This window comes from Anaerovibrio lipolyticus DSM 3074, from assembly GCF_900141865.1.
GTDB classification, from domain to species: Bacteria; Bacillota; Negativicutes; order Selenomonadales; family Selenomonadaceae; genus Anaerovibrio; species Anaerovibrio lipolyticus.
Window position 1 is genome coordinate 19,048 of sequence record NZ_FQYW01000023.1, and the last position, 24,564, is coordinate 43,611.

General features: G+C 43.9%; 25 protein-coding genes and 1 pseudogene. 23 read left to right on the top strand and 3 right to left on the bottom strand.

The window, feature by feature from the left end; all coding sequences use genetic code 11:
• Position 1: 1 nt before the first annotated feature.
• From B6K08_RS11680 to B6K08_RS11715, 8 genes are all read left to right on the top strand, one after another.
• Positions 2-847 carry an AAC(3) family N-acetyltransferase gene (locus tag B6K08_RS11680; protein WP_039209583.1) on the top strand — a complete coding sequence of 282 codons (846 nt, stop codon included), beginning with the start codon at positions 2-4 and terminating at the stop codon, positions 845-847.
• Between the two features lie 23 nt (positions 848-870).
• A complete protein-coding gene (locus B6K08_RS11685) occupies positions 871-1,092 on the top strand; it encodes an acyl carrier protein (protein WP_039209579.1) in 222 nt (73 codons plus the stop codon).
• Positions 1,089-2,321, top strand: a complete 1,233-nt coding sequence (locus B6K08_RS11690; protein ID WP_039209574.1) for an ANL family adenylate-forming protein — start codon at positions 1,089-1,091, stop codon at positions 2,319-2,321. The genes B6K08_RS11685 and B6K08_RS11690 overlap by 4 nt, the downstream gene beginning before the upstream one ends.
• Positions 2,318-3,043 carry an SDR family NAD(P)-dependent oxidoreductase gene (locus tag B6K08_RS11695; protein ID WP_039209570.1) on the top strand — a complete coding sequence of 242 codons (726 nt, stop codon included), beginning with the start codon at positions 2,318-2,320 and terminating at the stop codon, positions 3,041-3,043. The genes B6K08_RS11690 and B6K08_RS11695 overlap by 4 nt, the downstream gene beginning before the upstream one ends.
• Positions 3,044-3,369: 326 nt before the next feature.
• Positions 3,370-3,924 (top strand): Uma2 family endonuclease, encoded by a 555-nt coding sequence (locus B6K08_RS11700; RefSeq protein WP_052212284.1) that lies wholly within the window; start codon positions 3,370-3,372, stop codon positions 3,922-3,924.
• 69 nt (positions 3,925-3,993) lie between these two features.
• Entirely contained in the window at positions 3,994-4,500 is a 507-nt protein-coding gene (locus B6K08_RS11705; RefSeq protein ID WP_268761951.1) for a flavodoxin family protein, read from the top strand.
• Between the two features lie 172 nt (positions 4,501-4,672).
• Positions 4,673-5,323 carry a flavodoxin family protein gene (locus tag B6K08_RS11710; protein ID WP_234985363.1) on the top strand — a complete coding sequence of 217 codons (651 nt, stop codon included), beginning with the start codon at positions 4,673-4,675 and terminating at the stop codon, positions 5,321-5,323.
• A 53-nt stretch (positions 5,324-5,376) separates the two neighbouring features.
• Positions 5,377-7,974, top strand: a complete 2,598-nt coding sequence (locus B6K08_RS11715) for an excinuclease ABC subunit UvrA (RefSeq protein WP_327078481.1) — start codon at positions 5,377-5,379, stop codon at positions 7,972-7,974.
• 17 nt (positions 7,975-7,991) lie between these two features.
• Here the strand turns inward: B6K08_RS11715 and B6K08_RS11720 are convergent, their stop codons facing one another.
• A complete protein-coding gene (locus B6K08_RS11720; RefSeq protein WP_080326209.1) occupies positions 7,992-8,879 on the bottom strand; it encodes a LysR family transcriptional regulator in 888 nt (295 codons plus the stop codon).
• A 175-nt stretch (positions 8,880-9,054) separates the two neighbouring features.
• Between B6K08_RS11720 and B6K08_RS11725 the strand changes: the two genes are divergently transcribed.
• The 6 genes from B6K08_RS11725 to B6K08_RS13625 all read left to right on the top strand — a co-directional run bounded on the left by B6K08_RS11725 (position 9,055) and on the right by B6K08_RS13625 (position 14,890).
• The gene (locus tag B6K08_RS11725; protein WP_039207860.1) at positions 9,055-9,483 is read left to right on the top strand and encodes a nuclear transport factor 2 family protein; all 429 of its coding nucleotides are present in this window, start codon (positions 9,055-9,057) and stop codon (positions 9,481-9,483) included.
• Between the two features lie 56 nt (positions 9,484-9,539).
• Positions 9,540-10,097, top strand: coding sequence for a sugar O-acetyltransferase (locus tag B6K08_RS11730; RefSeq protein ID WP_039206655.1), 558 nt, complete (start codon positions 9,540-9,542; stop codon positions 10,095-10,097).
• Positions 10,098-10,249: 152 nt separating this feature from the next.
• Complete coding sequence (locus tag B6K08_RS11735; protein ID WP_080326210.1) at positions 10,250-11,362, top strand: alpha/beta hydrolase; 1,113 nt, start codon at positions 10,250-10,252, stop codon at positions 11,360-11,362.
• 91 nt (positions 11,363-11,453) lie between these two features.
• Positions 11,454-11,972: a flavodoxin gene (locus tag B6K08_RS11740; protein ID WP_039207323.1), complete on the top strand. Its 519-nt coding sequence runs from the start codon at positions 11,454-11,456 to the stop codon at positions 11,970-11,972.
• Between the two features lie 15 nt (positions 11,973-11,987).
• Positions 11,988-12,821, top strand: coding sequence for an SDR family oxidoreductase (locus tag B6K08_RS11745; protein WP_039207321.1), 834 nt, complete (start codon positions 11,988-11,990; stop codon positions 12,819-12,821).
• A gap of 152 nt (positions 12,822-12,973) precedes the next feature.
• Positions 12,974-14,890 (top strand): alpha/beta fold hydrolase, encoded by a 1,917-nt coding sequence (locus tag B6K08_RS13625; protein ID WP_082013138.1) that lies wholly within the window; start codon positions 12,974-12,976, stop codon positions 14,888-14,890.
• Between the two features lie 16 nt (positions 14,891-14,906).
• Here the strand turns inward: B6K08_RS13625 and B6K08_RS11755 are convergent, their stop codons facing one another.
• Positions 14,907-15,323 carry a MerR family transcriptional regulator gene (locus B6K08_RS11755; protein WP_039207319.1) on the bottom strand — a complete coding sequence of 139 codons (417 nt, stop codon included), beginning with the start codon at positions 15,321-15,323 and terminating at the stop codon, positions 14,907-14,909.
• A 148-nt stretch (positions 15,324-15,471) separates the two neighbouring features.
• Between B6K08_RS11755 and B6K08_RS11760 the strand changes: the two genes are divergently transcribed.
• From B6K08_RS11760 to B6K08_RS11800, 9 genes are all read left to right on the top strand, one after another.
• On the top strand, positions 15,472-16,569 hold the full coding sequence (locus B6K08_RS11760; RefSeq protein WP_080326211.1) for an alpha/beta hydrolase: 1,098 nt from the start codon (positions 15,472-15,474) through the stop codon (positions 16,567-16,569).
• 37 nt (positions 16,570-16,606) lie between these two features.
• Positions 16,607-17,608, top strand: coding sequence for an aldo/keto reductase (locus tag B6K08_RS11765; protein ID WP_039206523.1), 1,002 nt, complete (start codon positions 16,607-16,609; stop codon positions 17,606-17,608).
• A gap of 22 nt (positions 17,609-17,630) precedes the next feature.
• On the top strand, positions 17,631-18,296 hold the full coding sequence (locus tag B6K08_RS11770; protein WP_200810428.1) for a flavodoxin: 666 nt from the start codon (positions 17,631-17,633) through the stop codon (positions 18,294-18,296).
• Positions 18,297-18,318: 22 nt separating this feature from the next.
• Positions 18,319-19,161, top strand: a complete 843-nt coding sequence (locus B6K08_RS11775) for an aldo/keto reductase (RefSeq protein ID WP_039206518.1) — start codon at positions 18,319-18,321, stop codon at positions 19,159-19,161.
• Positions 19,162-19,232: 71 nt separating this feature from the next.
• Entirely contained in the window at positions 19,233-20,258 is a 1,026-nt protein-coding gene (locus B6K08_RS11780; protein ID WP_039206516.1) for a DUF362 domain-containing protein, read from the top strand.
• A gap of 17 nt (positions 20,259-20,275) precedes the next feature.
• Positions 20,276-21,400, top strand: coding sequence for an MBL fold metallo-hydrolase (locus B6K08_RS11785; RefSeq protein ID WP_039206514.1), 1,125 nt, complete (start codon positions 20,276-20,278; stop codon positions 21,398-21,400).
• A gap of 209 nt (positions 21,401-21,609) precedes the next feature.
• Positions 21,610-22,479: a Rossmann-like and DUF2520 domain-containing protein gene (locus tag B6K08_RS11790; protein WP_039206512.1), complete on the top strand. Its 870-nt coding sequence runs from the start codon at positions 21,610-21,612 to the stop codon at positions 22,477-22,479.
• Positions 22,476-23,303 (top strand): 3-methyl-2-oxobutanoate hydroxymethyltransferase, encoded by an 828-nt coding sequence (panB, locus tag B6K08_RS11795; RefSeq protein WP_039206510.1) that lies wholly within the window; start codon positions 22,476-22,478, stop codon positions 23,301-23,303. Before B6K08_RS11790 ends, panB begins: the two co-directional genes overlap by 4 nt.
• Before the next feature lie 89 nt (positions 23,304-23,392).
• The gene (locus B6K08_RS11800; protein WP_039206508.1) at positions 23,393-24,085 is read left to right on the top strand and encodes a Crp/Fnr family transcriptional regulator; all 693 of its coding nucleotides are present in this window, start codon (positions 23,393-23,395) and stop codon (positions 24,083-24,085) included.
• Positions 24,086-24,359: 274 nt separating this feature from the next.
• Here the strand turns inward: B6K08_RS11800 and B6K08_RS14135 are convergent.
• Positions 24,360-24,564 (bottom strand): annotated as a pseudogene (locus B6K08_RS14135) (IS110 family transposase); the annotation flags it as partial.

The window sequence follows — 24,564 nt, forward strand, 5'->3', positions numbered from 1 at the left end:
TATGTATGTATATGAAGAATCGTTGAAAAACACACTAATTAATTTGGGAGTTACTAAAGGAGATATCGTATATGTAGCCTCTGATATCACATTAATGCTGAATGTGATTAGAAAACAATACGGCATACGTACTGTTGAAGAAAGAAATAAGTTTTTGAATTGTTTTGTAGATATATTACAAGATATTGTTACACCTCAAGGAACATTACTTTTTCCAATGTATACATGGAAATTTTGCAGTGAACATTTATTTGATCGAAGAACGACCAAAAGCGAGGTTGGAGTATTAAATAACTGGATATTTGATAACAGGAAAGATTTTCAACGAACCAAACATCCAATGTATTCATTTATGGTGTGGGGAAAAGATTCAAAGTATCTCTTGGAACTTAATAATATAGATTCCTGGGGGGCAGGTTCTCCGTTTGAATATTTTCATCATAACAAGGCAAAAATGCTTTTGTTGGATGTTCATTTGAAACAATGCTTTACGTTCATGCATTATGTTGAAGAGTGTATAAATATTCCTTGCAGATATTTAAAAAATTTTCGTGGCAAGTATATTGATAACGATGGCAGTGAGTCTGAGCGATCTTACACAATGTTCGTTCGTGACCTAAATATCGACTCTGAGGCGTATGAACCAGATACAATGCTTACTGAACCAGGTGTAATGGTAGAAAATAATTGGTTGGGAATACCACTGAGACTTGTAGATTTGGCGGAATCTTATGATATTTATAGGCATGATTTCTTGAATAATGCAGGTCGGAATTGTTACAAATTTACAAATTATATTTTAGATTGTAATTCACCAAAGACTCATAATGATGATCTAAATAATTAAAAAATACGAGGAGGAATATTGCTATGGAGGAAAGACTTTTAATTATTATAAATGAAATCCGCAATGATAAGGGGGAGGAGCATGTAGCAGAAATAAAACCCGAATTGTCTTTACGAAAGGATTTAGGCTTTGATTCTATGGATTTAGCAACTTTTACTGCTAGAGTGGATGAAGAATTTGGTGTAGATGTTTTTGAAACCGGTATAGTTGATTTGCTTAGTGATGTTATGGAAAAATTGGGATGATGGAATATTTTTGGCAAGATGAGCAACGAAATATATTAAAATCTCGTGAGGAATTCATTGAGGATTTAAGGAAAATACAAAGTATCAACTTGTATAATTGTGAACAAAATCCCTATGATATGATGTTGCAATTGGTGGCATCAATGTTGTATGGAAAAGAGACATATTTGTTAGATGACAATTTTTCAGCTTCTGAATTATTATCATTGGGAATAAGTGCAACTGATACATCTAAGGTGTATTATATTGATAATCCCGTTCGGATAAAGAATTTTTCTGATATCGTATCAGCAATACAATCTAATAATTGGCGCGTGTGGTTATTTACATCAGGAACGACAGGATTGCCTAAGAAGGTATGTCACGGTTATGGTTCTTTGGGGAGAAATGTTCGATATAATGAACGCCACAATAAGGATGTATGGGCCTTCGCTTATAAAATGTCTCATATGGCTGGCGTTCAAGTGTTATTACAGGCACTGGTTAATAATAATACCATAGTTTATATTTTTGAAGATTCACCTCAAAATGTTGTGAAGATTATAAAACGGGCTGCATGTACTAATATATCAGCAACTCCTACATTTTATCGTAATTTATTGCCATTTATTTCTGAAGATCTGCCAGCAGTAAAGCACATTACTCTGGGAGGAGAAAAATATGATGAGAATCTTTGTAACAAACTCCATCAATTAATTCCTGGAGCGAAGATTCATAATATTTACGCTTCAACAGAAACAGGAAGTATATTAGCCTCACATGGCAATAAATTTAGTATTTTGCCAGAATACAAACAGTGGATAAAAATTTCTCCTGATAATGAACTTTGCATTCATAAATCATTATTGGGTGATTTTTCGTGTGCTGATGATTGGTATAATACCCATGATTTGGTAGAAATTGATGAAAACGGATTCTTGCGTTTTTTATCGCGAAAAAGCGACTTGATAAATGTTGGTGGTTATAAAGTCAATCCATTAGAGGTTGAAAATTTAATTCAGCAGGTAGATGGTGTAGAAGATTGTTTAGTAAAGGGAAAGAAGAACAGTGTGTTGGGATCAGTGCTGGAGGTAGATGTTGTAGTGAATTCCCGGTATGATGCTAAAACTATGAAGACCAACATTATGGATAGGCTGAAAAAAGAACTTCAACCATTTAAGATTCCTCGTATTTATCATTTTGTAGAAACTATAGAGAAAACACGTAGTGGAAAGAAGGTACGCAAATGAATTGGGTTGTAGTTACTGGTGACACCGGAAGTCTTGGCAGTGCTATAATTGAGAAGATTATTGGTGAAACATCATTTGGTATAATTGGTATTGGACGGAGAGAAAATGAATTTACAGATAAAGTAGCGAAACTTTATCCTGAAAGGTATTGGCATTTGTCTTTTGATTTAAACGATGCGGACAATATTAAAGAATTATTTAATAAAAAAATTCGTCCGATTGGAAGAATATATGGCTTTGTAAATAATGCTGCCAATGCTTATGATGATTTGGTTACCAATATACATCTGGAGCCATTGGAGAGAATGTATAGAATAAATGTGTTTTCTCCGATGTTATTAACTAAATATATTATTCGTGATATGTTGGTTAGTAAGCTGTCTGGGTCTATCGTTCATATATCATCCGTTTCTGCACATACTGGATATAAGGGGTTGGCGATGTATGCTTCTACCAAGGGGGCTTTAGAAGCCTTTTCTAAAGGAACAGCCCGTGAGTGGGGATCTAGAGGCATTCGTTCAAATGTTGTGGCTCCAGGATTTATGGAAACAGCAATCAGTGCAAAACTTACAGATGAACAGCGCAATAAAATATATAAGCGTACTTCTTTAAAGAAGGCAACTGATGTGAATAGTGTTGCTGAATTGGTTGTATTTCTGATGACAGAGAAGGCAAAGTCTATAACTGGTACTACCCTACATGTAGATAATGGGACTATATAATATAAAAAGTTATGCCAATTGTACTTGATGTTGACTCATATTTGGATCGGTGTATTGTGGATATGAGCAAGGTAGTTAATTTTAAATAATAATACATACGAGGTAGAAAAAAGCCCTATTCGTGAGTAAAATATTGTTCTCGGATAGGGCTTTAAAAATAGCTTGTCTTATGTAGTACAGAGCAAAAAATTAGATTCGCAACCCAGTATAGGCATGTGGTGCATATTTCATATTGCTGCCTCTTTTTCCGATGTTCAATCACAGGGCAAATTATGGACGAGAAGGCCCGATATATTGTAAAATAGTGGTGGATGGGAGGTATTGGTATGGAAGCTTTAAAGGATTATAATAAATCAGAACTTATAGATGGTGTTATCTACGATATGAGCCCGGCCAACATTCGTCACATAAGGATTCAGGGGCATTTGTTTACTATTATCAATAATTTTTTAGCGGGGAAAAAGTGCAAGGCTTTTTTTGAGGCTGAAGCGGTACTTAGTGAACGGGATCACCTTATTCCGGATATTAGTATTGTTTGTGATGATTCCAAGATCAAGGAAAGCTACATTGATGGGGCACCTGATTTTGTGGCTGAGATATTGTCTCCCAGCACCCGAAAGCGGGATATTACAGTAAAGAAAGATATTTATGAGCGTTCTGGTGTTAAAGAATATTGGGTAATCAGTCCGAAGGATGAGGCTATTGAGGTTTACCGATTAAATGAGCAGGGGACTTTTTACCTTGACAATGTATATACGAGATTTACGGAAAGCGAATGGGAACGCTTGCGGGAAGAGGAAAAGGCTGAACAGAATTTGTCTTTGAAAATTAGCTTGTATGATGATTGGGAAATACAGCTGGATGATATTTTTGCAGAATAATTTGATAGTACAGAGAATTCCTTGCTAAAATTCCCGTAATGTGATACAGCTCATTGATTAATTACTGGTATAACTGTATTAACTGGCAGTCCAAGAAAAATGAACACTTCAGCTATGGTACAGGCCTTTTGTGAAGGGGCTGAGGCAGCTGGCCATCAGGTAGAAGAATATCATGTAGGCAAGATGAAAATCGGTGGCTGTCTGGGCTGTGAGTATTGTCACACCAAGGGTGAGGGAAATTGCGTTCAAAAGGATGATTTCGAAAAGCTGTTGCCGGCCTACAAAGAGGCAGATATGGTTGTCTTTGCTTCACCAGTGTACTATTTTGCCATGACTGCCCAGATGCAGGCGGCCATCCAGCGTGTGTACTGTATCGGTAAGCCACAAAAGGCTAAAAAGGCGGCATTGCTTTTGTCCTCCGGCTCTCCAGGCACTCACGATGGCTCCATTGCCCAGTTCAAGGCTTATATGGCTTATGCTAATATCGAAGTGGCGGGTATTATTACCGCCGCAGGCGAGGAAAATAAATCCGAAGCGAAGCTGAATGAAATCAGGGATTTTGCCAAGGGCTTGTAAAATGATAACAAGTCAGTGGGAGCTATAGAGTCTCACTGAAGTTATTCAAATTCCCATAGTGGCCTGACAAGGTGTGTGACTTTGTCAGGCTATTTTTTAGCATAGCAGGTAATTTTTAGTTGGTGTCGAAGAAAATAACCAGGTAATTGTGTATGACAATAGGAGGGCTTGAATGATGAAAAAAGTAATTGCCATAAATGGCAGTCCACGACGTAATGGAAACACGGCAGAACTCTTGAACCAGGCCTTAAAAGGTGCCCAGGAAGCTGGCGCGGAAACTGAGCTGATAAATCTTTATAGTCTGAACTTCAAAGGCTGTATCAGCTGCTTTTATTGCAAACGCAAGGACAAGGAGCATGGTACTTGTGCAATGAAGGATGATTTAACGCCAATTATCGAGCGCATTAAGGAAGCAGATGCTTTGATTATGGGTGTACCCGTTTATTTTATGAATCTTTCTTCCGGAATGTGTGCCTTTATAGAACGGCTGCTTTTTTCCAATTATATTTACAGCAACGAAATTCCAACAGTATTTCCAAAGTCTTTGCCCAATGCTTTTATTTATACCATGAATATGACTGAGGAACATGTTAAACAGTTTGGTATGCGGGAAAGATTTGCTGTGCATGAAGGCTTTGCCAGCAAAATCCTGCAAGCGGAAACCAAGACGCTATATGCGTATAATACGACACAGTTTAGCGACTATGCCAAATATGAGTCCTCGATATTCGACCCGCAGGCTAAAGCTGCTTATCGTGAGGAGATGTTCCCCAAGCAATGTGCAGCGGCTTATGAATTGGGCAAGACCCTGTTAGCTGATTAAGATGGAAAAGCCCCTTGCCGTTTTTATGAGGCAGGGGGTACTTTTTGATAATTGTGCGTATACAGTCAGATTTTGAAACCCGTCTGGTTGTGGTTGAAGTACTGCAAAAAAGTGGAGGGCTGGAAATGGACAATAAGGAACACCCTAAAAATATCATAGTTAGGGGGGCTCGCGTGCATAATCTGAAAAATATTGATGTGGATATTCCCTTGGGCAAGCTGGTGACCATTGCCGGGGTATCCGGCTCGGGGAAATCGTCTTTGGCGTTGGGGACCTTGTACGCAGAGGGTTCACGGCGTTATCTGGAGGCACTGTCTACCTATACACGTCGCCGCATCACGCAGGCCGGCAAAGCCGATGTGGAAGAAATTCGTCATGTACCGGCGGCACTGGCACTTCATCAGCGCCCGGGAATTCCCGGCGTGCGCAGTACCTTTGGCACGGCTTCAGAGCTATTGAACAGTTTGCGCCTGTTGTTTTCCCGTTTGGGCAGTCATACCTGTCCCAATGGGCATCTCTGCCCGCCCAATATGGATGTGGCGTTAATGTTGCCTACGAAATGTCCGATATGTGGCGAGGAATTTTATGGCCCTGGAGCTGAGGCTATGGCTTTTAACTCAGAAGGGGCATGCCCGCATTGTTCAGGGACAGGGATTGTGCGTACGGTTGATGAGTCTAGTCTTGTGCCGGATGAAAGTCTGTCTATTGCGGAGGGGGCAGTGGCTCCGTGGCAGACGCTTATGTGGTCTTTGATGAAAGATATCGCTAAAGAAATGGGCGTGCGGATTGATGTACCCTTCCGTGATTTGACACCGGCTGAAAAAGATATTGTCTTTCATGGCCCCGCAGAGAAAAAACATATCTTCTATGTTAATGAGAAGACTAATGTAGCTGCGGAAATGGATTTCACCTATTACAATGCCATTTATACGGTAGAAAATGCGCTGGCGAAGGTCAAGGACGAAAAGGGCATGAAGAGGGTCGAAAAGTTTCTGCATGAGGCTGCCTGTCCAGAATGTCAGGGTACGCGGCTGTCGGCGAAGGTTCGTTCAACAAAACTGGCTGGAAAAAATCTGGCCGAGGCCACGGCCATGACCTTGGATGAATTGATTCTCTGGGTAAAGGGTGTGCCGGATACCTTGCCGCAGGAAATGCGCCCGATGGCCGAAAGCATCAGCGAATCTTTTTTGGATAATGCCCGCAGGCTGAAGGAATTAGGCTTAGGATATTTGTCCCTTGACCGTGCCAGCAGTACATTATCAACTGGCGAGCGCCAGCGCGTGCAGCTGGCCAGAGCGGTGCGCAATGAAACCACAGGGGTGCTTTATGTACTCGATGAGCCGAGTATAGGCCTGCATCCGGCCAATATCGAGGGCCTTTTGGATGTGATTGACAGCTTGCTGCGTGACGGCAATACCGTGGTCTTGGTTGATCATGATGTACATGTATTGCAGCATGCCGATTATTTGATTGAACTTGGACCGTTGGCTGGTAGTGAGGGCGGTAATTTGTTGTTCACCGGAGACATGCAGGCGGCAGTGAAAAGCAAGATATCCAAGATTGCGCCCTTTATTCGGGGTGGGGCAAATTGCAATTTGCGGCAGCGTGCGTCCATGGATGAGATGTTTGCCTTTGGTACAATCCATTTGGAAACGAATTCGTTGCATACGGTAAAACCATTGCAGGTAGACATCCCCAAGGGGAGATTGACGGTAGTTACCGGCGTATCTGGTTCGGGCAAGACCACCATGGTGCTTGAATGCCTGATGCCTGCACTGACAGCAAATGCTGAAGGAAGCAAGCTACCGCCACAGGTCAGGACCATAAATGCTGAAGGCGTACGCCGAGCCAATCTGATTGATGCCTCGCCTATCGGTATCAACATCCGTTCCACAGTGGCGACGTACAGCGGTGTACTCGATGACTTACGGAAGCTCTATGCCGCTACTGACATAGCCAAAGAGAAAAAATGGAAGGCGGGTGCCTTTTCCTATAATACGGGCAAACTTCGTTGTCCAACTTGTGATGGCACGGGCCAGATTTCTCTCGATGTACAGTTCTTGCCTGATGTGACGATTACTTGTCCGGACTGCAACGGCCAACGTTATAGCGAAGCAGCCAAAGAGGTCCATTGGCAGGTGGATGGTTTAGAACGAGGCTATACTTTGCCGGAAATACTCTCTCTTACAGTCAAGGAGGCATTGCCGCTCTTTGCCAACCAAAAAAAGATTTATGGAAAGCTTTCGACCTTGGACAACTTGGGATTGGGTTATTTGACTTTGGGGGAAGATACACCTGCCCTCTCTGGCGGAGAAGCTCAACGCTTGAAGCTTGCCAGTGAGATGGGACGTTCTCAGGCAGATTCGGTCTTTATCTTTGATGAGCCGACAATTGGCTTGCATCCCTTGGATGTACAGGTACTTCTGCAGGTATTTGACCGCTTGGTGGGTGCCGGTGCAACCGTGATTGTCATCGAGCATGATTTGGATGTAATCATCAATGCGGATTACCTGATTGATATGGGCCCCGAAGGTGGTGAAAAAGGCGGACGTATAGTGGCCTGTGGCACGCCGGAAATGGCAGCAGAGAGCAAGGATAGTATTACGGGAAAATATATTGCCAGAGAAATAGGACAGCAGGAATTTGAATAAATCGACTGATTAAGTTATTATACTTTGAAATTCGGCTGGTCAAGATAGAAGTGCTGCAATAGCTTTATGAAGGCGTGAAGGGATTCCCGTTGGTCATTTTTATGGGTATAAACCCCACAGGGAATGATTACCTCGCTATCAAATTCCAGCCAGGCAAATTCGCCGTTATGGTCATTTAGGAAGCCGGGAGCCAGACACACTCCACGATGGGCAGCCACGTTGGTTAGGGTAGTATCATGGTCTTGGCTGTTGAAGTAATCTACATGAATTTCCTGAATCATACGCTGCTGCAGGACACGTAAAACAGGCGGTGAACCACCGCCTACCATAAGTGTACGGCCTTTTAAGTCGCTGGGTAAAACCAGTGACTTTTTTGTTAAAGGATCATTTTTTTCTGTAATGAGATATATTTTGCTGTCAAATAGATGGTGGCAAATAACATCGGGAACCCGTTTCATGGTGTATTCCATAGCAAAGGTCACGTCATGCTCTCCCCTTAGAAAAGCGTTTTGTCCATCCTTCCAGTCAAAGTTGGCAACTATAGAGACTTCAGAAAAGCTTCGGCTGAATTGGGCGATGACTTGGGGAAGAAAGTAGATGGCGGACCGTATAGGCAGGGTTATACTGATACTTTCTTTATATTTGGCACTAAAATTTTGCCCCTGTTCAATGGCAACTGCCAGTTGGGCGTATATAGAGCGCAGTGTGCTCACGAATTGGGAACCGGCAGGGGTGAGAGCAGCTCCTTTTCCGGACCGTTCAAAGATATCAAAGCCAATTTCCTTTTCCACCAGCTTTATTTGATAGGTGAGTGTTGGCTGTGAAATAAAGAGATTTTCGGCGGCACGGTTGAAATTCAGCACCTGTGCCAGTTCCAATATATATTCCATTTGCTTGGTGTTCATCGATAAAGCCTCCTTTGCTTCTATTTGCAGTATAGCGTTCAGAAATCAAAAGGGCAACGATTTTAATAGAAAAAATAAATTAATAATCTAAGTTTACAATTAGATATTTCAATAAGAAATGGCTATAATGAAATCAACAAAAGTAAATGCAGATATGATGAAAGGGGAATATCAAATGTCATTGGAGATTTTGGAAGCAAAAGAAGCAATTCGTGAGGTTATCGATGGTTTTGCCAATATGGAGTGCAATGTGCCGGCTCAGATGGTTTATTTTACTGAAGATGTTCATGTTATGGTTTATATGGGTGATAAGCTCACCATGGATATTCATGGACGGGAGACGTTGGAAAAGCAGTTCAGTGCTTTTACTGGTGGTATCAAGGCGTCGCACCATCAAAATGGTCAGCAGGTAATTACGGTGGAGGGCGATACGGCTACAGATGTTCATTATTGTCGGGCAGCACTGGTGATGGAGGAAAATGGACAGGAGGTAGTGTCAGATAACTACATAAGGTATACAGATAAGCTGGTTAAGCAGGGTGGCAAATGGCTGATTAAGGAACGGGAACAGCATTTTGTTATCACGAAGAAGCAGACGATATAAGTGGTATAGCCAGCGTGATATCAAATATAGTACATTTTAGGAAAGGATAAAATATAATGAGTGTTTTTGCGGATTTACGTAATGGTAAGCATTATGACATTATGGATGAGCAGTATAAAAAGGAGGCTCATACAGAATTTAATCGTTGCCGCCATTTGTGCCATGAAATCAATGCCACTGACCCTGATGAGCAGGAAAAAATCGTAAGACTGGAGCAAGAATTGTTTAATGGTAATTTGCCGGAAAACAGTTTTTTGACACCGCCTCTGCAAATTGATTGTGCCAGCTGTCTCCATCTTGGTGAAAAAGTATTTGCTAATCATGGGCTTACGGTAATGTCGGTGGGAACCATTACTATAGAGGATGGCGTTATGATGGGGCCGGAAGTAGGATTGTTTACGGTTAACCATGAGCCTAAAAATATTCGTACCATTATGACCAAGGAAATCCATATCAAGAAAAATGCCTGGATAGGGGCGAGGGCAAACATTCTTCCAGGGGTGACTATCGGGGAAAATGCTATTATTGGCACCGGTTCTGTAGTGACGAAGGACGTACCGGATAATGCTGTAGCAGTTGGTGTGCCGGCTAAAATCGTGAAGATGCTTGAGTGAAATAAATCATAAGGGTGCAACAGCAGTTGAGGGATTAGCTGTTCATGGCGGATTAGTTGGAAGTCAAAAGACACAAAAAATAGACTGAGTCAAGAGAAAATTGAAGTAAGGTTATTCCTATCGGATAATTGAGAACATTGGAGGGGCAAAATATGTACGGATGGAAAAAGGTATATCGAAACATCTTAGTGGTAGGAATTTTGTTGGCATTTAATACCGGTTTATCACAGGCCTCACCTATCACCATAGAGGCGCAGGGTTCCTTCACCGTTGGAGGAAGCTATAAACAACATGAAGGAACATGGGTACAAGAGAATTTCATTTCCGAGGCCGGTCAGAGGGCTTATGGAGATTTTGCCTATGTGGAATATCAAAAGCCTATTAACGCAAAAAAATTACCGTTGATTTTCCAGCATGGTGGTGCACAGTCCAAACGTACTTGGGAATCTGGTCCTGACGGGCGGGAGGGGTTCAATACCATGTTCCTCAGAGCAGGTTATTCGGTTTATTTGGTAGATCAGCCGAGAAGTGGTGAAGCAAATTTGTCCACAGAGGCGGTTACTCCGGATACACCTTGGGCAAGTAATCCAATGTACGGTGATAAGACACTATATGTTCTTTCACGTATCGGGCATTATGATGAAAATGGAAATCCTGTGCCAAATGCACAATTTCCAGATGGGGAAACAAATTATCAAGCCTTCCAGCAAAGCTGGACGATTGGTTCTGGGCCATTGGATAATGACCTTAACGCCGATGTTTTGACGAAACTTTTCCAGCAACAAAAGGATGGGGCAGTTCTGGTATCTCATTCTATGGGGGGAACCATAGGTTGGCGTGCAGCCATTCGCACGGATAAAGTAAAGGCAATTATTGCGTATGAGCCTGGTGGTACGCCATTTCTGTTTCCACAAACAGAAATGCCAAGAATAAATGAGGCTCGATTTAAGGCTCTTTCAGCATCGGCAGTAGGGGTACCCATGGATGATTTTCTGAAATTAACCAAGATTCCTATCATTCTGTATTACGGAGACTATATCAAGATGGGTTCTGAAAATGTTGGCGAGGACAAGTGGGGCACAGAGTACGCTATGGCGCAGCAGTTCGTGGAGACTATTAACCGCCATGGCGGAGATGCTATGCTTGTGCATTTACCGGATATTGGTATCAAAGGCAATTCTCATTTTCTTATGCAGGAAAAAAATAACAGGCAAATTATGGAATTAGCTTTAAAATGGCTGCATGAAAAGGGTTTGGATGGATAAACTAAAATCATGTCAAGGAGTTGTAATTGGTGTTTGGACGTAATGTAGGCAAGGTAATTGGAGCTCTTAAGAAAGGAAATTTGTGGTACTTATGGCAAAGACTTTGGTAATCTATTATTCCCGTAAGGGGGAAAATTATGTAAATGGCAGCATAAAGAATTTGGCCAGGGGCAATACAGAAATTTGTGCAGAATATATAAAAAAAGCCGTAGGTGCGGACATTTTTGAGATAGAGACACAAAAAGCCTATTCTACGGATTATACTCAGTGCACGATTGAGGCCAAGGCTGAATTGAAAAATGGTGCCCGTCCTGAATTGGTGAAAATGCTGGATTCGGTGGCTGAATATGACAACATTGTAGTGGCCGGCCCTTGCTGGTGGGGAACCTACCCTTGTGCTGTGTTTACCCAGCTTGAGGCCTTGGATTTTAACGGTAAAAAAGTATTTCCATTGATGACCCACGAGGGCAGTGGCATCGCCGGGGCTCCTGCCGCTTTGAAAAAGTATTGTCGGGGTGCTGTGGTTGGTGAAGGCCTGGCCGTACAGGGGGGAGCCGTCGCAGAATCTGAAGCAAAGGTGGCTGCTTGGGCAAAGAAAAATCTTGAATAGGAGGGGATATATATAATGAGTAAAGATGTTATGATTGTCACCGGTGCAGGGCAGATTTCCATGGCTATTGCCCGCCGCATGGGTTATGGCAAGAAAATTATTCTCGGTGATAAAAACGAAAACAATGCGCAGGCAGTTTCTAAAATTATGAATCAGTCAGGCTTTGATGTGGAGCCGTTTATGATGGATATGTCATCGCGAACATCTATTCAGGCTATGGTGCAAAAAGCAACGGAATATGGTGAAGTGAAAGCATTGGTCTGTGGAGCAGGTGTTTCACCGTCACAGGCATCGATTGAAGTTATTTTGCAGGTTGACCTCTATGGAACGGCAGTACTGATGGAAGAAGTCGGCAAAGTTATTGCCAAGGGCGGCACTGGGGTAATTATATCCAGCCAGTCCGGACATCGTATGCCAGCACTCACGCCGGAGCAGGACAGGGCACTGGCGATGACAGCGACAGAAGACCTGCTAAGGCTGGATTTTTTGCAGCCAGAAAAGATAAAGGATACCTTGCATGCCTATCAGCTGGCCAAACGCTGTAATGAAAAGCGCACAATGTATGAAGCTGTCCGTTGGGGTGAACGTGGCGCAAGGATAAATGATATTGCGCCCGGAATTATTGTTACGCCTTTGGCGATTGATGAGTTCAACGGTCCGCGTGGTGATTTTTACAAGAATATGTTTGCCAAATGCCCGGCAGGCAGACCCGGCACTGCTGATGAAGTGGCTGATGTAGCGGCGCTTTTAATGAGCGAACGGGCGCAGTTTATCACGGGTTCAACATTTTTGGTAGATGGTGGTGCAACAGCCTCGTACTACTATGGGCCGTTGCAGCCTAATTCTTAAAGCAGGGATGGCCCCATTCAGCATGGCTGAAAATCGGGCTGTTTTGTGCAGCCCATTTTTTTAAAAAAATTTACTTGACCGGTAGTAACTCCCGAATGATATGTTTTTACATAGAGGTGAATGTAAATATTGTATCGGGAGGTTGACGAAATATGCCAAAAATAAACTTGAAGCAGCGTGTTACAGGAACCGCGATGGCACTTACCCTTGTTTGGGGTGTGACATTATCGGCTCATGCCATGGAGCATCCCATTATGATTGAGGATCAGGGCAGCTTTTTTGCTGGCGGAAGGGTAGTGCAAAGTCAGGGCGTGTACAAGGATGATGAACCGACAAATTTTGACGGAGAAACGTTGCATGGTGATGCGGCATATGTTTTCTGGCAGAAGCCGGTAAAGGCGAAAACAAATGCAATGGTTTTTCTCCATGGCTTCGGTCAATCAGGAAAAACATGGGAAACGACCCCTGATGGTCGGGATGGGTTCCAAAATATATTTCTTTCCAAGGGATATTCTGTCTATATTGTTGATGAGCCAAGACGGGGACGGGCCGGTAATTCCACAGTGCCAATGGAGTTGAAGGCACAGCCCCAGGATCAGCTGTGGTATGATAATTTCCGTATAGGTCAATGGCCGGGCTATTATGCTAATGTAGCAGTGCCACGGGATGAGGAATCAAGAGCACAGTTTTTCCATCAAATAACGCCAGATACCGGAAAGTTTGATGTGCAGGTGGTAGCAGAGGCTATGACAGCTGTAATGGAAAGAACAGGCAATAGCGTGCTGGTCACCCACTCTGCTGGCGGCGGACCTGGCTGGCTTACCGCAGCGCATAGTGACAAGGTCAGGGGAGTTATTGCCCTGGAACCGGGAACATTTCCTTTTTTAAAGGAAGATATGCCCGAGGTAGAATCAACCACCAGTCCATTTCCTGCCCCAGGTATGGAAGTGAGCAGGGAGGAATTTCAGCGATTACTAAAAATACCTATGGTGGTATATTTTGGTGACAACATTAAGACCGGCAGTGAGCCAGATACTCATTGGGGACTGGATAATTGGCGGGTTCGTCTAAATCTGGCAAAAAAATGGGAGCAGACTATGAAACGATATGGAGGAGATGTACAGGTAATTTCCCTGCCTGATATTGGCATAAAGGGCAACACTCATTTTCTTATGGCTGATCTTAATAATGCAGAGGTGGCCGGTGCCATGGAAGCATGGATGAAGGAAAAAGGACTGGTGCAGGAGGCTATGCCACTGCCCTTAGGAAAAGATATTTCAGAGCGTTTTATTGGTACGGTACATCGAAATGATTTGATTGATAATGAAGATGTCTACAAGCTGCCCCAGACAAATGTAATAACCTTTGAGCCAGGCAGTCATAGCGGCTGGCATACTCATGGGGCGATGACCGTCATCGGCGTAGCGGGCGTGGGGATTTATCAGGAATTTGGCAAGCCTGCTGTATTGATTCGTCCCGGTGATGTGGTACAGATTCCAGCAGGCATCAGTCATTTTCACGGGGCTGTAAAAGACTCCCAATTTCAGCAAATCGTTATTTATGATAAAAATTGGCAGGCTCCGGCAAATTCTAAAGCACATACCGGTCCTGTGACCGATGATGAATACCATAGCATTGAATTTTCTGCTCAAAATGTTACTGCCAATGTAAACAATAATGCGTATCTATTTAATTATTCATCGGAACCGTTTAAATCTTCCAATTTCAATAATCCGGTGTATTTAGGCAAGGTTTTGTCAAAACCAAATGAAGCAGCTTCGCCAGAATGGACGTATGTTGTTTTTCCGAAAGGAACGTATAACCGTTGGCATAGCCATAAGACGGGACAGGTGCTTATTGCCACTGATGGCGTGGGATATCATCAGATAAAAGGCGGTAAATTGGAGGTGCTACATCCGGGAGATGTGGCATTCTGCCCGCCGGGAGTAACTCATTGGCATGGAGCAGCACCCCAAAACAGCTTTGCTCATATTGCCATAAGTCCACAGGACAATCACGATGTTACCTGGTATGATTTTCCTGATAAGGAATATTCTTCAATTGATTGAATAATAAATAAAGAATTTAGATAGTTGCCTTATGTGCTTCGTCTGGTGGTACAAGATTGCTGTAGTATTCGATTTTTCCACTTTGTACATTATCGTAAAATTGCTGCTTCCAGTCGATATAGGCAATGGCCTCCTGCAAGGAGGCCAGCTTTTCTTTAAGCAGACTCTGCTTATGCTCCAACATGATTTTTCTCTGGGGAATGGTTGATTTACCAGCCATACATAATTCCAGATATTCTTTCATTTCAGCTATACTCATTTCACAGTTTTTCAGACAAACAAGGCTTTTTATCCAGGCCAGATCATGGTCATCAAAGACACGGCGGTTGTTTTTGTCCCGTTTGACGTAGGGAACCAGACCCTGATTGCAATAAAATTTTAGGGTTTCATAGGGTATTCCTGTTCTATCGCCGATTTGCTTCATGGTGTACATGTAAAAATGTCTCCTTTCTTTGGCAAAAAATCTGAGAAAGCACTTGACCGGTAGTTACTACCGCTTGATATGCTTTAATTATAGCATATCAAGTCTGGCTAATCGAGACGGACTGTCGATTTTTTTACAAAGCAAAGGAGGATTTTCAATGGGAAAAGGCTTTACCAAGAAATTAATTACTGCGCTTATGATTGGAGGATTGATGACAATGGGAGTTAGTGGACAGATTTCGGAGGCTGCGGCAAATATTACAAATCCATACGGCCTTGTATACGGAAATGCTATTACACATAATGAAGCCGGCAAGGTGAATATTAGGCCTGTAGAGTATAAGGTAGAAGGAATAAAGGTATCTGCTAACCTTTACCTTCCAGCCGGTTATGAGGAAAACGGCAGTAAAAAATATGCAGCAGTGACCGTGGCCCATCCTAATGGTGGCAGCAAGGAACAGGTGGCAGGACTTTATGCCCAGCGACTGGCAGAGCTGGGGTATATCGCCATTGCTGCTGACGCACGCTATCAAGGGGCCAGTGGAGGTGAACCAAGGCTTCGGGATTACCCGTCAAATCGCATTGAGGATATAAGTGGTATGCTGGATTACCTGTCCACGCTCAAGAATGTTGATACGTCACGCATAGGCTCGTTGGGAATTTGCGGTGGCGGTGGCTATACTCTGGCAGCAGCTCAAATTGACAAGCGTATCAAGGCTGTGGCGACTCTTTCCATGTTTAATTCCGGACGGGTTCGCCGCAATGGATTTTTGGATGCGGATATTAAGGGAATACAAGCCCGGCTGGAAAAGGCAGCTGTGGCCAGAAATAAAGAACTGACAGGCGAAATTGTGTATGAGGGCTTCCTGCCGCCAAATTCCACTGATGAGCAGCTGCGGGCAAAAATGGCTGAGCTTCCTGAAAACACACTTTATCGGGATGGTATTGAATATTATGGGCTTTCCCATCGTCATCCAAATGCTACCGGCAGTTATACTACCGAGTCCTTTATGAAGCTTATGGCCTTTGATGTGGAGGATCGGATGGACCTTATTAATCAACCACTTTTGATGATAGCTGGGGAAAAGGCGGATACCCTCTATATGACAGAGGATGCTTATGCCAAGGCCAGTGGAACGGAAAATAAGGAGCTTTATATGATTGAAGGAGCCAGCCATATCCGTACCTATTGGGTGCCTGAGTATGTTGACAAGGCAGTGAATACGCTAGGGGATTTCTTCAGAAGGAATTTATGAGTTCGTCACAGGAAATTTTTGAATGGGAGGACAGGCTGTGAAATATCGTACATTGGGAAAAGACTTGAAGGTTTCTGCCGTGGGACTTGGCTGCATGGGTATGAGCCACGCCTACGGAGCACCAGCGGATCATAAGGAAATGACAAATCTCATAGCCGAAGCCGTTGATATGGGCTATACTTTTTTTGACACGGCGGAGTGCTATGGTACCGACGACGATCCCCACGACAATGAAAAGTTGGTGGGGGAGGCACTGAAGCCCTATCGTGACAAGGTTATTATCGGCACAAAATTTGGCGTTTACTTCGATACCTCTGTCACAGCAGCTGATAAGCCCGTCATAACGGATTCCCGCCCCGAAACCATAAGAAAGAGTCTGGAAGGCTCACTGAAACGTCTGCAAACTGACCATATAGATATTTATTACCAGCACCGGCAGGATGCAAATGTTCCCGTGGAGGAAGTGGCGGGTGTCATGGCTGATCTCATCCAAGAGGGGAAAATTCTTCACTGGGGATTGTCAGAAGTGAATGAGGACACCATTCGCCGTGCCCATAAGGTTTGTCCCGTAACGGCGGTGCAAAATCGCTATTCCATGATGGCACGGCACTATGAGCCACTATTCCCGGTACTGGAGGAGCTTTCCATAGGTCTGGTGGCATTCTCGCCCATGGCCAATGGACTGCTGACGACAGCTTACGGTAAAGATGACAAATTTGATGCGAAAACAGATTATCGCAGCACCATGCCCCAATTCACAGCAGAGGCCATGGAGAAAAATCGGGAGCTTTTTGCTTTGCTGAAGCACACCGCCGAGGAAAAGGGAGCTACCCCAGCCCAAATTTCCTTGGCGTGGATGATTGAGAAAAAACCTTGGATTGTGCCGATTCCCGGCACGAAACAATTGTCCCGCTTGGAAGAAAACGGAAAATCAGCAGATATTACGCTCACTGCGCTGGAGGTCAAGGCACTGGATGAGGCTTTGGATCACATGGAGATGTCGGCGGTGTACGGCGGAGCGCAGGTGAAAACAAGATAAGTGCGGCTAGGAGGAGATTAACTTGAAAAAAATATTGACAATTATGTGTTTGGCGTTATTTGCCATTATGACAGCGGCATGTGGGTCAGCAGAAACCCCTGCCAAAACTGAAAAGACGGTATCAAATAACAATTCCGTCAGCACTCAGGCACCAGCTGCGCAGGGAAAGCGTATATTAGTCGCTTATTTTTCCCGGGCGGATGAGAATACTGGTGGCGTGGGCTACATAGAAAAGGGGAATACGCGCATATTGGCAGAAATGGCTGCGGATATAACCAAGGGAGATTTGTTTGAAATAAAGACGGTCAAGCCGTATCCAAAGGAATATCGCCCTGCAACTGAAGTTGCCAAGCAGGAAAAGGAAAACAATGAACGTCCGGAAATCAATGGCCCATTGCCAGACATGAGCCAATACGATGTCATTTTTTTAGGCTATCCGATTTGGTGGAGTGATTTGCCAATGGGGGTATATACGTTCTTAGAAAAAGAAAATTTTGCAGGCAAGACAATTATCCCTTTCTGTACCCATGAAGGCAGTGGTATAGGCAATACCGAGCGGTTCATTGCAGAAACTACAAAAGCTAAAGTCCTGCCAGGCTTGGAAATGCGCGGTAAAAAAGCTCAGACTCAGCAGGCTGAAGCCAGAAAAGATATGGAAAAATGGGTAAATGAAAGCTTAGGGAATTAAGCTTTTATGGAGGTAGATGAAAATGGAGTATTTGGAGTTAAATAACAAGATGAAGTGTCCGGTGGTCGGTATAGGGACTTATACTCTTTCTCCGGCTGACGCGGAAAAAAGTGTCAGGGAAGCCCTTAAAATGGGATATTCTCTTGTAGATACAGCAAATGCCTATGTTAATGAGCGAGCAGTAGGGAGGGGAATAAAGGAAAGTGGCGTTAAGCGGGAGGATATATTCCTGTCCACCAAGCTGTGGCCTTCGGAATTTGAAAATAATAATGCTGTGGATGAGACCTTGGCACGCTTGGGCGTTGAATATGTTGACTTGCTATATGTCCATCAACCAGCCGGTAATTGGCTGGCAGGCTATAGACAGCTGGAAAAGGCCTATAAGGAAGGTAAAGCAAAAAGTATTGGCATTTCCAATTTTGAGGGGAAGTATATTGATGAGCTTCAGCATAAATGGGAAATAGTACCTCAATTTATTCAGGTAGAGGCCCATCCATATTTTACGCAAAAAGAGCTTCGTCAGATTCTTGGCAAATATGATATAAAGCTCATGAGCTGGTATCCTCTGGGGCATGGTGATAAATCTCTTATGGATGAACCATTATTTGTAGAGTTGGGGAGAAAGTATGGTAAAAGTACTGCTCAGATAATTCTTCGCTGGCATACCCAAATGGGTTTTGTAGTAATACCGGGAAGCAGAAATGTGGCTCATATAAAAGATAATCTTGATATTCTTGATTTTGAATTGACAGATGAGGAAATGACAGAAATCGCCAAACTGGACAAGAATGTACGCTATTATTATAGAACTGATGAGCAATTGGTTCAGTTTGCTGCCTGGAAGCCAGAGTATGAGCAGGTGTAAAAAAGTTCATTTTATGATATTCTTTCATATAGGAAAATGAATGGAATTTAAAGCTTAGGAGGGATAATGCCATGTCGAATATGTCAAGACGTAATTTTGTGAAGATGGCAAGTGCGGCCATTGCCGGAGTTAGTCTTACCGGGCTATCGGGGTTTGTAAGTGGTTGTGGCGCAAAGGCTGCAGATAGTAAAGCTCCTGCAACAAATGCCAATAAAGCATCTGTACAGGCGTCAGATAAGGCAAAGGTTTATTTTACCAAGCATATTGATGCAGAGCACCTTCAGAAGCTGTATGAAAAGGTTAATAGTGAAATAAGTGGTAAAGTAGCAATCAAGCTTCATACGGGTGAGCCCCATGGCCCCAATATTTTGCCACGGGATATGGTAAAAGCCTTCCAGAGCCATGTACCAAACAGTACCATTATTGAGGCCAATGTGGCCTATGGCGGACCACGTTCTACCACGCAGCAGCATCGTCAAACCTTGCAGACCAATGGTTGGACCTTTTGCCCGGTGGATATTATCGATGAAGACGGGGATGTGAATTTCCCGGTCAAGAACGGCTTGCATCTTAAAGAGGTGGCTGTGGGAGGCCATTTGGCAAATTATGATTCACTGGTAGTGCTTACCCACTTCAAAGGCCATGCCATGGGCGGCTTTGGCGGTTCATTGAAAAATATCGCCATTGGTTGTGCTTCAGGCAAAAAGGGCAAGCTGCAGGTTCATGGTGTGCAGGATTACGGAAAATGGGTAATGGGCGGCCTGTTTATGGAGCTTATGGCGGATAGTGGCAAGGCTATTTGCGACCATTTTGGCAAAAATATCACTTTCTTAAATGTGATGAGACGTATGTCGGTGGATTGTGATTGCGCGGGGACCAGTGCGGCGGAGCCAGTTATCCCGGATATAGGTATACTGGCCTCAACGGATATTTTGGCCATCGATCAGGCCTCCATTGACCTGGTATATAATTTTAAGGATTCACGCAAAAATGACCTTATTGAACGCATTGAGAGCCGGGAAGGCTTACGCCAGTTATCAGCCATGAAGGAGCTGGGGATGGGCAATGACCAGTACGAGTTAATCGAGGTAGAGTAGGTATATGGTGAATGCTCATGAATAGACGAAATTTTATTATTGGTGGACTGGCGACGGTGGGAATGCTGTCCCTGGGTGGATATAGCTTTCTCCATCGGCCAGAATTTGGGCGGCTGCCACAGGGGGAGCGATTGGCCCGTATTCAGGCTTCACCTCATTATGTCAACGGACAGTTCCAAAATCTGGTGCCAGTACAGGTGATGAATGAGGATAGCGGGGAAAATCGTTTTGTGGCTACTGCCAAGTTCCTCTTTGGAGATAAGTCAGCTCTGTCACCCCAGGAGCCTATGCTTTCACATAAAACAGATTTAAAAGCTCTGGACATAAATCAGGATCTGGTGGTGTGGATGGGGCATTCCACCTTTTATATGCAGCTGGGGGGACGGCGGATTTTGATAGATCCGGTTTTTAGTTCCTACGCTTCGCCAGTATTTTTTATCAATAAAGCCTTTCCTGGAAGTAATGTTTACACGTCTGATGATATTCCGGATATTGATGTGTTGGCTATTTCCCATGACCATTGGGATCATTTGGATTACCCGACGGTAATGGCTTTAAAAAGCAAAATTAAAAATATCGTTTGTCCTTTGGGGGTAGGCGAATATTTTGAACAGTGGGGCTTTGATCCACAAATTCTCCATGAAGAGGACTGGGACACGGAAATTAAACTAGCAGAGGACTTTTCTGTTCATGTGTTACCATCACAGCACTTTTCGGGGCGGTTTCTTACGCCAAATCCTACCCTGTGGTGTGGCTTTGCCTTTATAACACCAAGGCACAAGGTGTATTATAGCGGTGATGGGGGATATGGGGCCCATTTTAAGACCATTGGTGACCAGTTCGGTGGGTTTGACCTGATGCTAGGCGAAAATGGCCAGTATAATATGGCTTGGCACGCTATTCATATGCTGCCGGAGGAAACAACTAAAGCGGCGGTGGATGTGGGGGCAAAGGCATTGCTGCCTGCTCATGGGGGAAAATTTGCTTTGGCCCGCCATCCGTGGCAGGAGCCATATAGAGAATTGACTCGCTACAGCCAAGGGCAAAGCTACAGGCTGCTCACCCCGATGATTGGTGAGGTTTTCAATATAGGTGATGAACCGCCACAGCAGTTTGGGCAATGGTGGGAAAATATGAAATAAAAATTGGACTATATGACTCCCGGCTTCGGCTGGGAGTTTTATGTTGATAGAATAGTCAGAGAATAATATTGGTGTGAAATGCCTGATTGTTCGTTGCAGTATGGGGATGTCTTGTGCTACAATAACCTTCGATGGACGGTATTCCATGAGGAAACTGTACTTATCTTTTTTTGAATTGAAAAGCGCATCCGCATAAATGAGGTGATGCGATGAAGATTGGTTTTTTCGGAGCCGGCAAGGTCGGCTTCACTCTGGGAAAATATTTCCGCATACATGGTGTCGAAGTTATAGGCTATTATAGCCATAGCATTCAATCTGTAAAAGAGGCAGCAGAGTTTACTCAGTCACAGGCTTTTATCAATGCAGAAGACCTGTTAGCAGCTAGTGATGTGCTTTTTTTCACGCTGCCGGATGGAGTGATTCGGAATTTTTACGAACAGCTTCCTTCTGAAAAGATTCAAAATAAGATTTTTTGTCATTGCAGTGGTGCGCTGACCGCAGGGGATGCGTTTCCAAATATTGAGCAATATGGGGCCATCGGCTTTTCCGTTCATCCGTTGTTCGCCGTAAGTGATAAATATCACGCTTACGAGGAGCTGACGGATGTTTTTTTTGCGCTGGAGGGCTCGGGGGAAAAAATTGCCCTTATGGAAACGTGGCTTAAAGGGTTAGACCTTAAGGTCAAGGTAATTGAGCCAGGGGTTAAGGTCAAATATCATTGTGCGGCGGCGCTGGCCAGCAATTATGTGATTGCCTTGCTCGCATTGAGCCAAAGCTTGTTGACGGAGTGTGGCTTTTCACCTGCAGAGGCAGAGTGGGCCCTTAAACCGCTGTTTGCCGGCAATGCTCACCATATTGTAACTGACGGTATGGTACAAGCATTAACTGGTCCTGTGGAACGGGGAGATTTGGGGACAATTCAGAAGCATCTGGAGTGTCTGCCCCCTGATAGGGCACAGCTTTATAGCCTTCTGGCCAGGGAGCTGGTTATGACAGGCCAAGCAAAGAATCCAACACGGGATTACTCTTCCATCAAGGAATTTTTAAACACATGGGACTTGAAAGGAAGAGTAAAATGAAAAACACTGTTGCGACGTTTGCTAAGATGAAGGCTAATGGTGAAAAGATTTCTATGCTGACCTGCTATGATTATTCCACCGCCAAGCTGGAGGAAGCAGCCGGCATCAATGCCATTTTGGTAGGGGATTCCTTGGGGAATGTAATGCTTGGCTTACCAGATACCTTGTCAGTTACCATGGAGGATATGATTACCTATGGTCGTTCAGTGGCTAGGGCCTGCCATGATACCATGGTGGTTATCGATATGCCATTTATGTCTTATCAGGTGTCCGTGGAGCAGGCTGTAATGAATGCGGGACGCCTGATGAAGGAAGGCCGGGCCAATGCCGTAAAGCTGGAGGGTGGCGCCGCTGTTTGCCCGCAGATTAAGGCCATTACAGAGGCTGGAATTCCCGTGGTGGCTCATTTAGGCCTTACCCCTCAGTCAGTAAATGCCTTGGGGGGAAACCGCATTCAGGGGAAGAGCGAAGAAGCGGCAAAAAAGCTAATTGAAGACGCATTAGCCATCGAAAAGGCTGGAGCATTTGCTTTGACCCTGGAGTGTATACCGGCTCCATTGGCCCAGCTTATCACTGACAAGCTGTCTATTCCTACTATTGGCATTGGGGCCGGGGCTGGATGTGATGGACAGATCCTTGTATACCAGGATATGCTGGGACTGTTTTCAGATTACACACCAAAGTTTGCCAAGCATTTTGCCGCGCTGGGTAAACAGATGAAGGAGGCTTTTGCAGCCTATGTTAAGGAAGTACAGGCAGGAACCTTCCCAGCCGAGGAGCATACATTCAAGATGGACGAAGATGTGTTAAATAAGTTATATTAATATTATATAAATTTAATTCTTCTTATTAAGAATTTCTTTCCTAAGCAAGATGATACCGTGATGAGGTTCACCGTTGAGGTTTATACATTATGAATACTATACAAGAAATAGATAAGCATTTGCCTATACTAAGTAACTGTGCTTTTTTTGGTGGAATGAACCATAAAGAAATACAGGCGGTATTAGGCTGTATAGGTGCATATTCCGTGCAGGCTCCTAAGGGGAAGTATATTTTCCGGGCAGGGGACAGCACTGAAGTCATGGGGCTGGTTTTGTCCGGCTCGGTGTTCATTATCCAGGAGGATGTATGGGGGCACAGAAATATTATGGCTAAATGTCATCCAGGGGAGTTTTTCGGGGAAATTTATGCCGCTACTCCTGGCGCAGTGCTGAATATCAGTGTTGTGGCAGAGACGGATTCCCTCATAATGATGATGAACGTCAAAAGACTAATGGCCAGCTGTTCCTCGGCCTGTGAGCACCATCAACGGCTTATTCGAAACTTGGTTAGTGTTTTAGCCAATAAGGTTATGGCTTTTAATGAGAAGATTACTCATATAAGCAAACGGTCAACCCGGGAAAAAATACTTTCCTATCTTTCCCGGGAAGCCCAGCGGCAGGGCAGTCTTAGCTTTGATATACCCTTTAATCGGCAGGAGCTGGCTGACTATCTCTGTGTGGAGCGTGCTGCCATGACGGTGGAAATCTCCAAGCTGCAAAGGGAAGGGATTTTAAAAACCAACCGAAAGCACTTTGAGTTAGCGATTAAGGACATTACCTAAAAAAGGCGATTCTTTGATAGAAGTTATCAAAGAATCGCCTTTTTTTTATGGGTAGTATACTTATATGAAGTAACGCTCTGAATTTGCAGGATAACGGCCCTGGGTGACGAATATATGCGGTAGCTGGACAAGGCATAGGAATGTGTGTATGAGCAACCTGGTAATATGTAAAGCTCATTTTTCAAAAGTTTTGCAAGCAAATCCTTAAATTAGCGTGCACTTAACAGGCCCCTGGACAGTAAACCTAAAATCCAGAAGGCTTGTTCGTAAAATATTAAGATTGGCCTACTCTGTTTTCGGAGTAGAGCTGATTCTTGGCCAGCAATCCAAAAATCAACTTTATTGCTTTACGAGCTGTGAGAGCGAGTGCACGTTTATGCTGATGGGTTTTAACCTCAGCGTATTTCTTGTAGTAAAACTCACTGTATTCTTGGCAGTGTAGTCTTATATGGCTGGTAGCTTCCAACAGATAATATCTT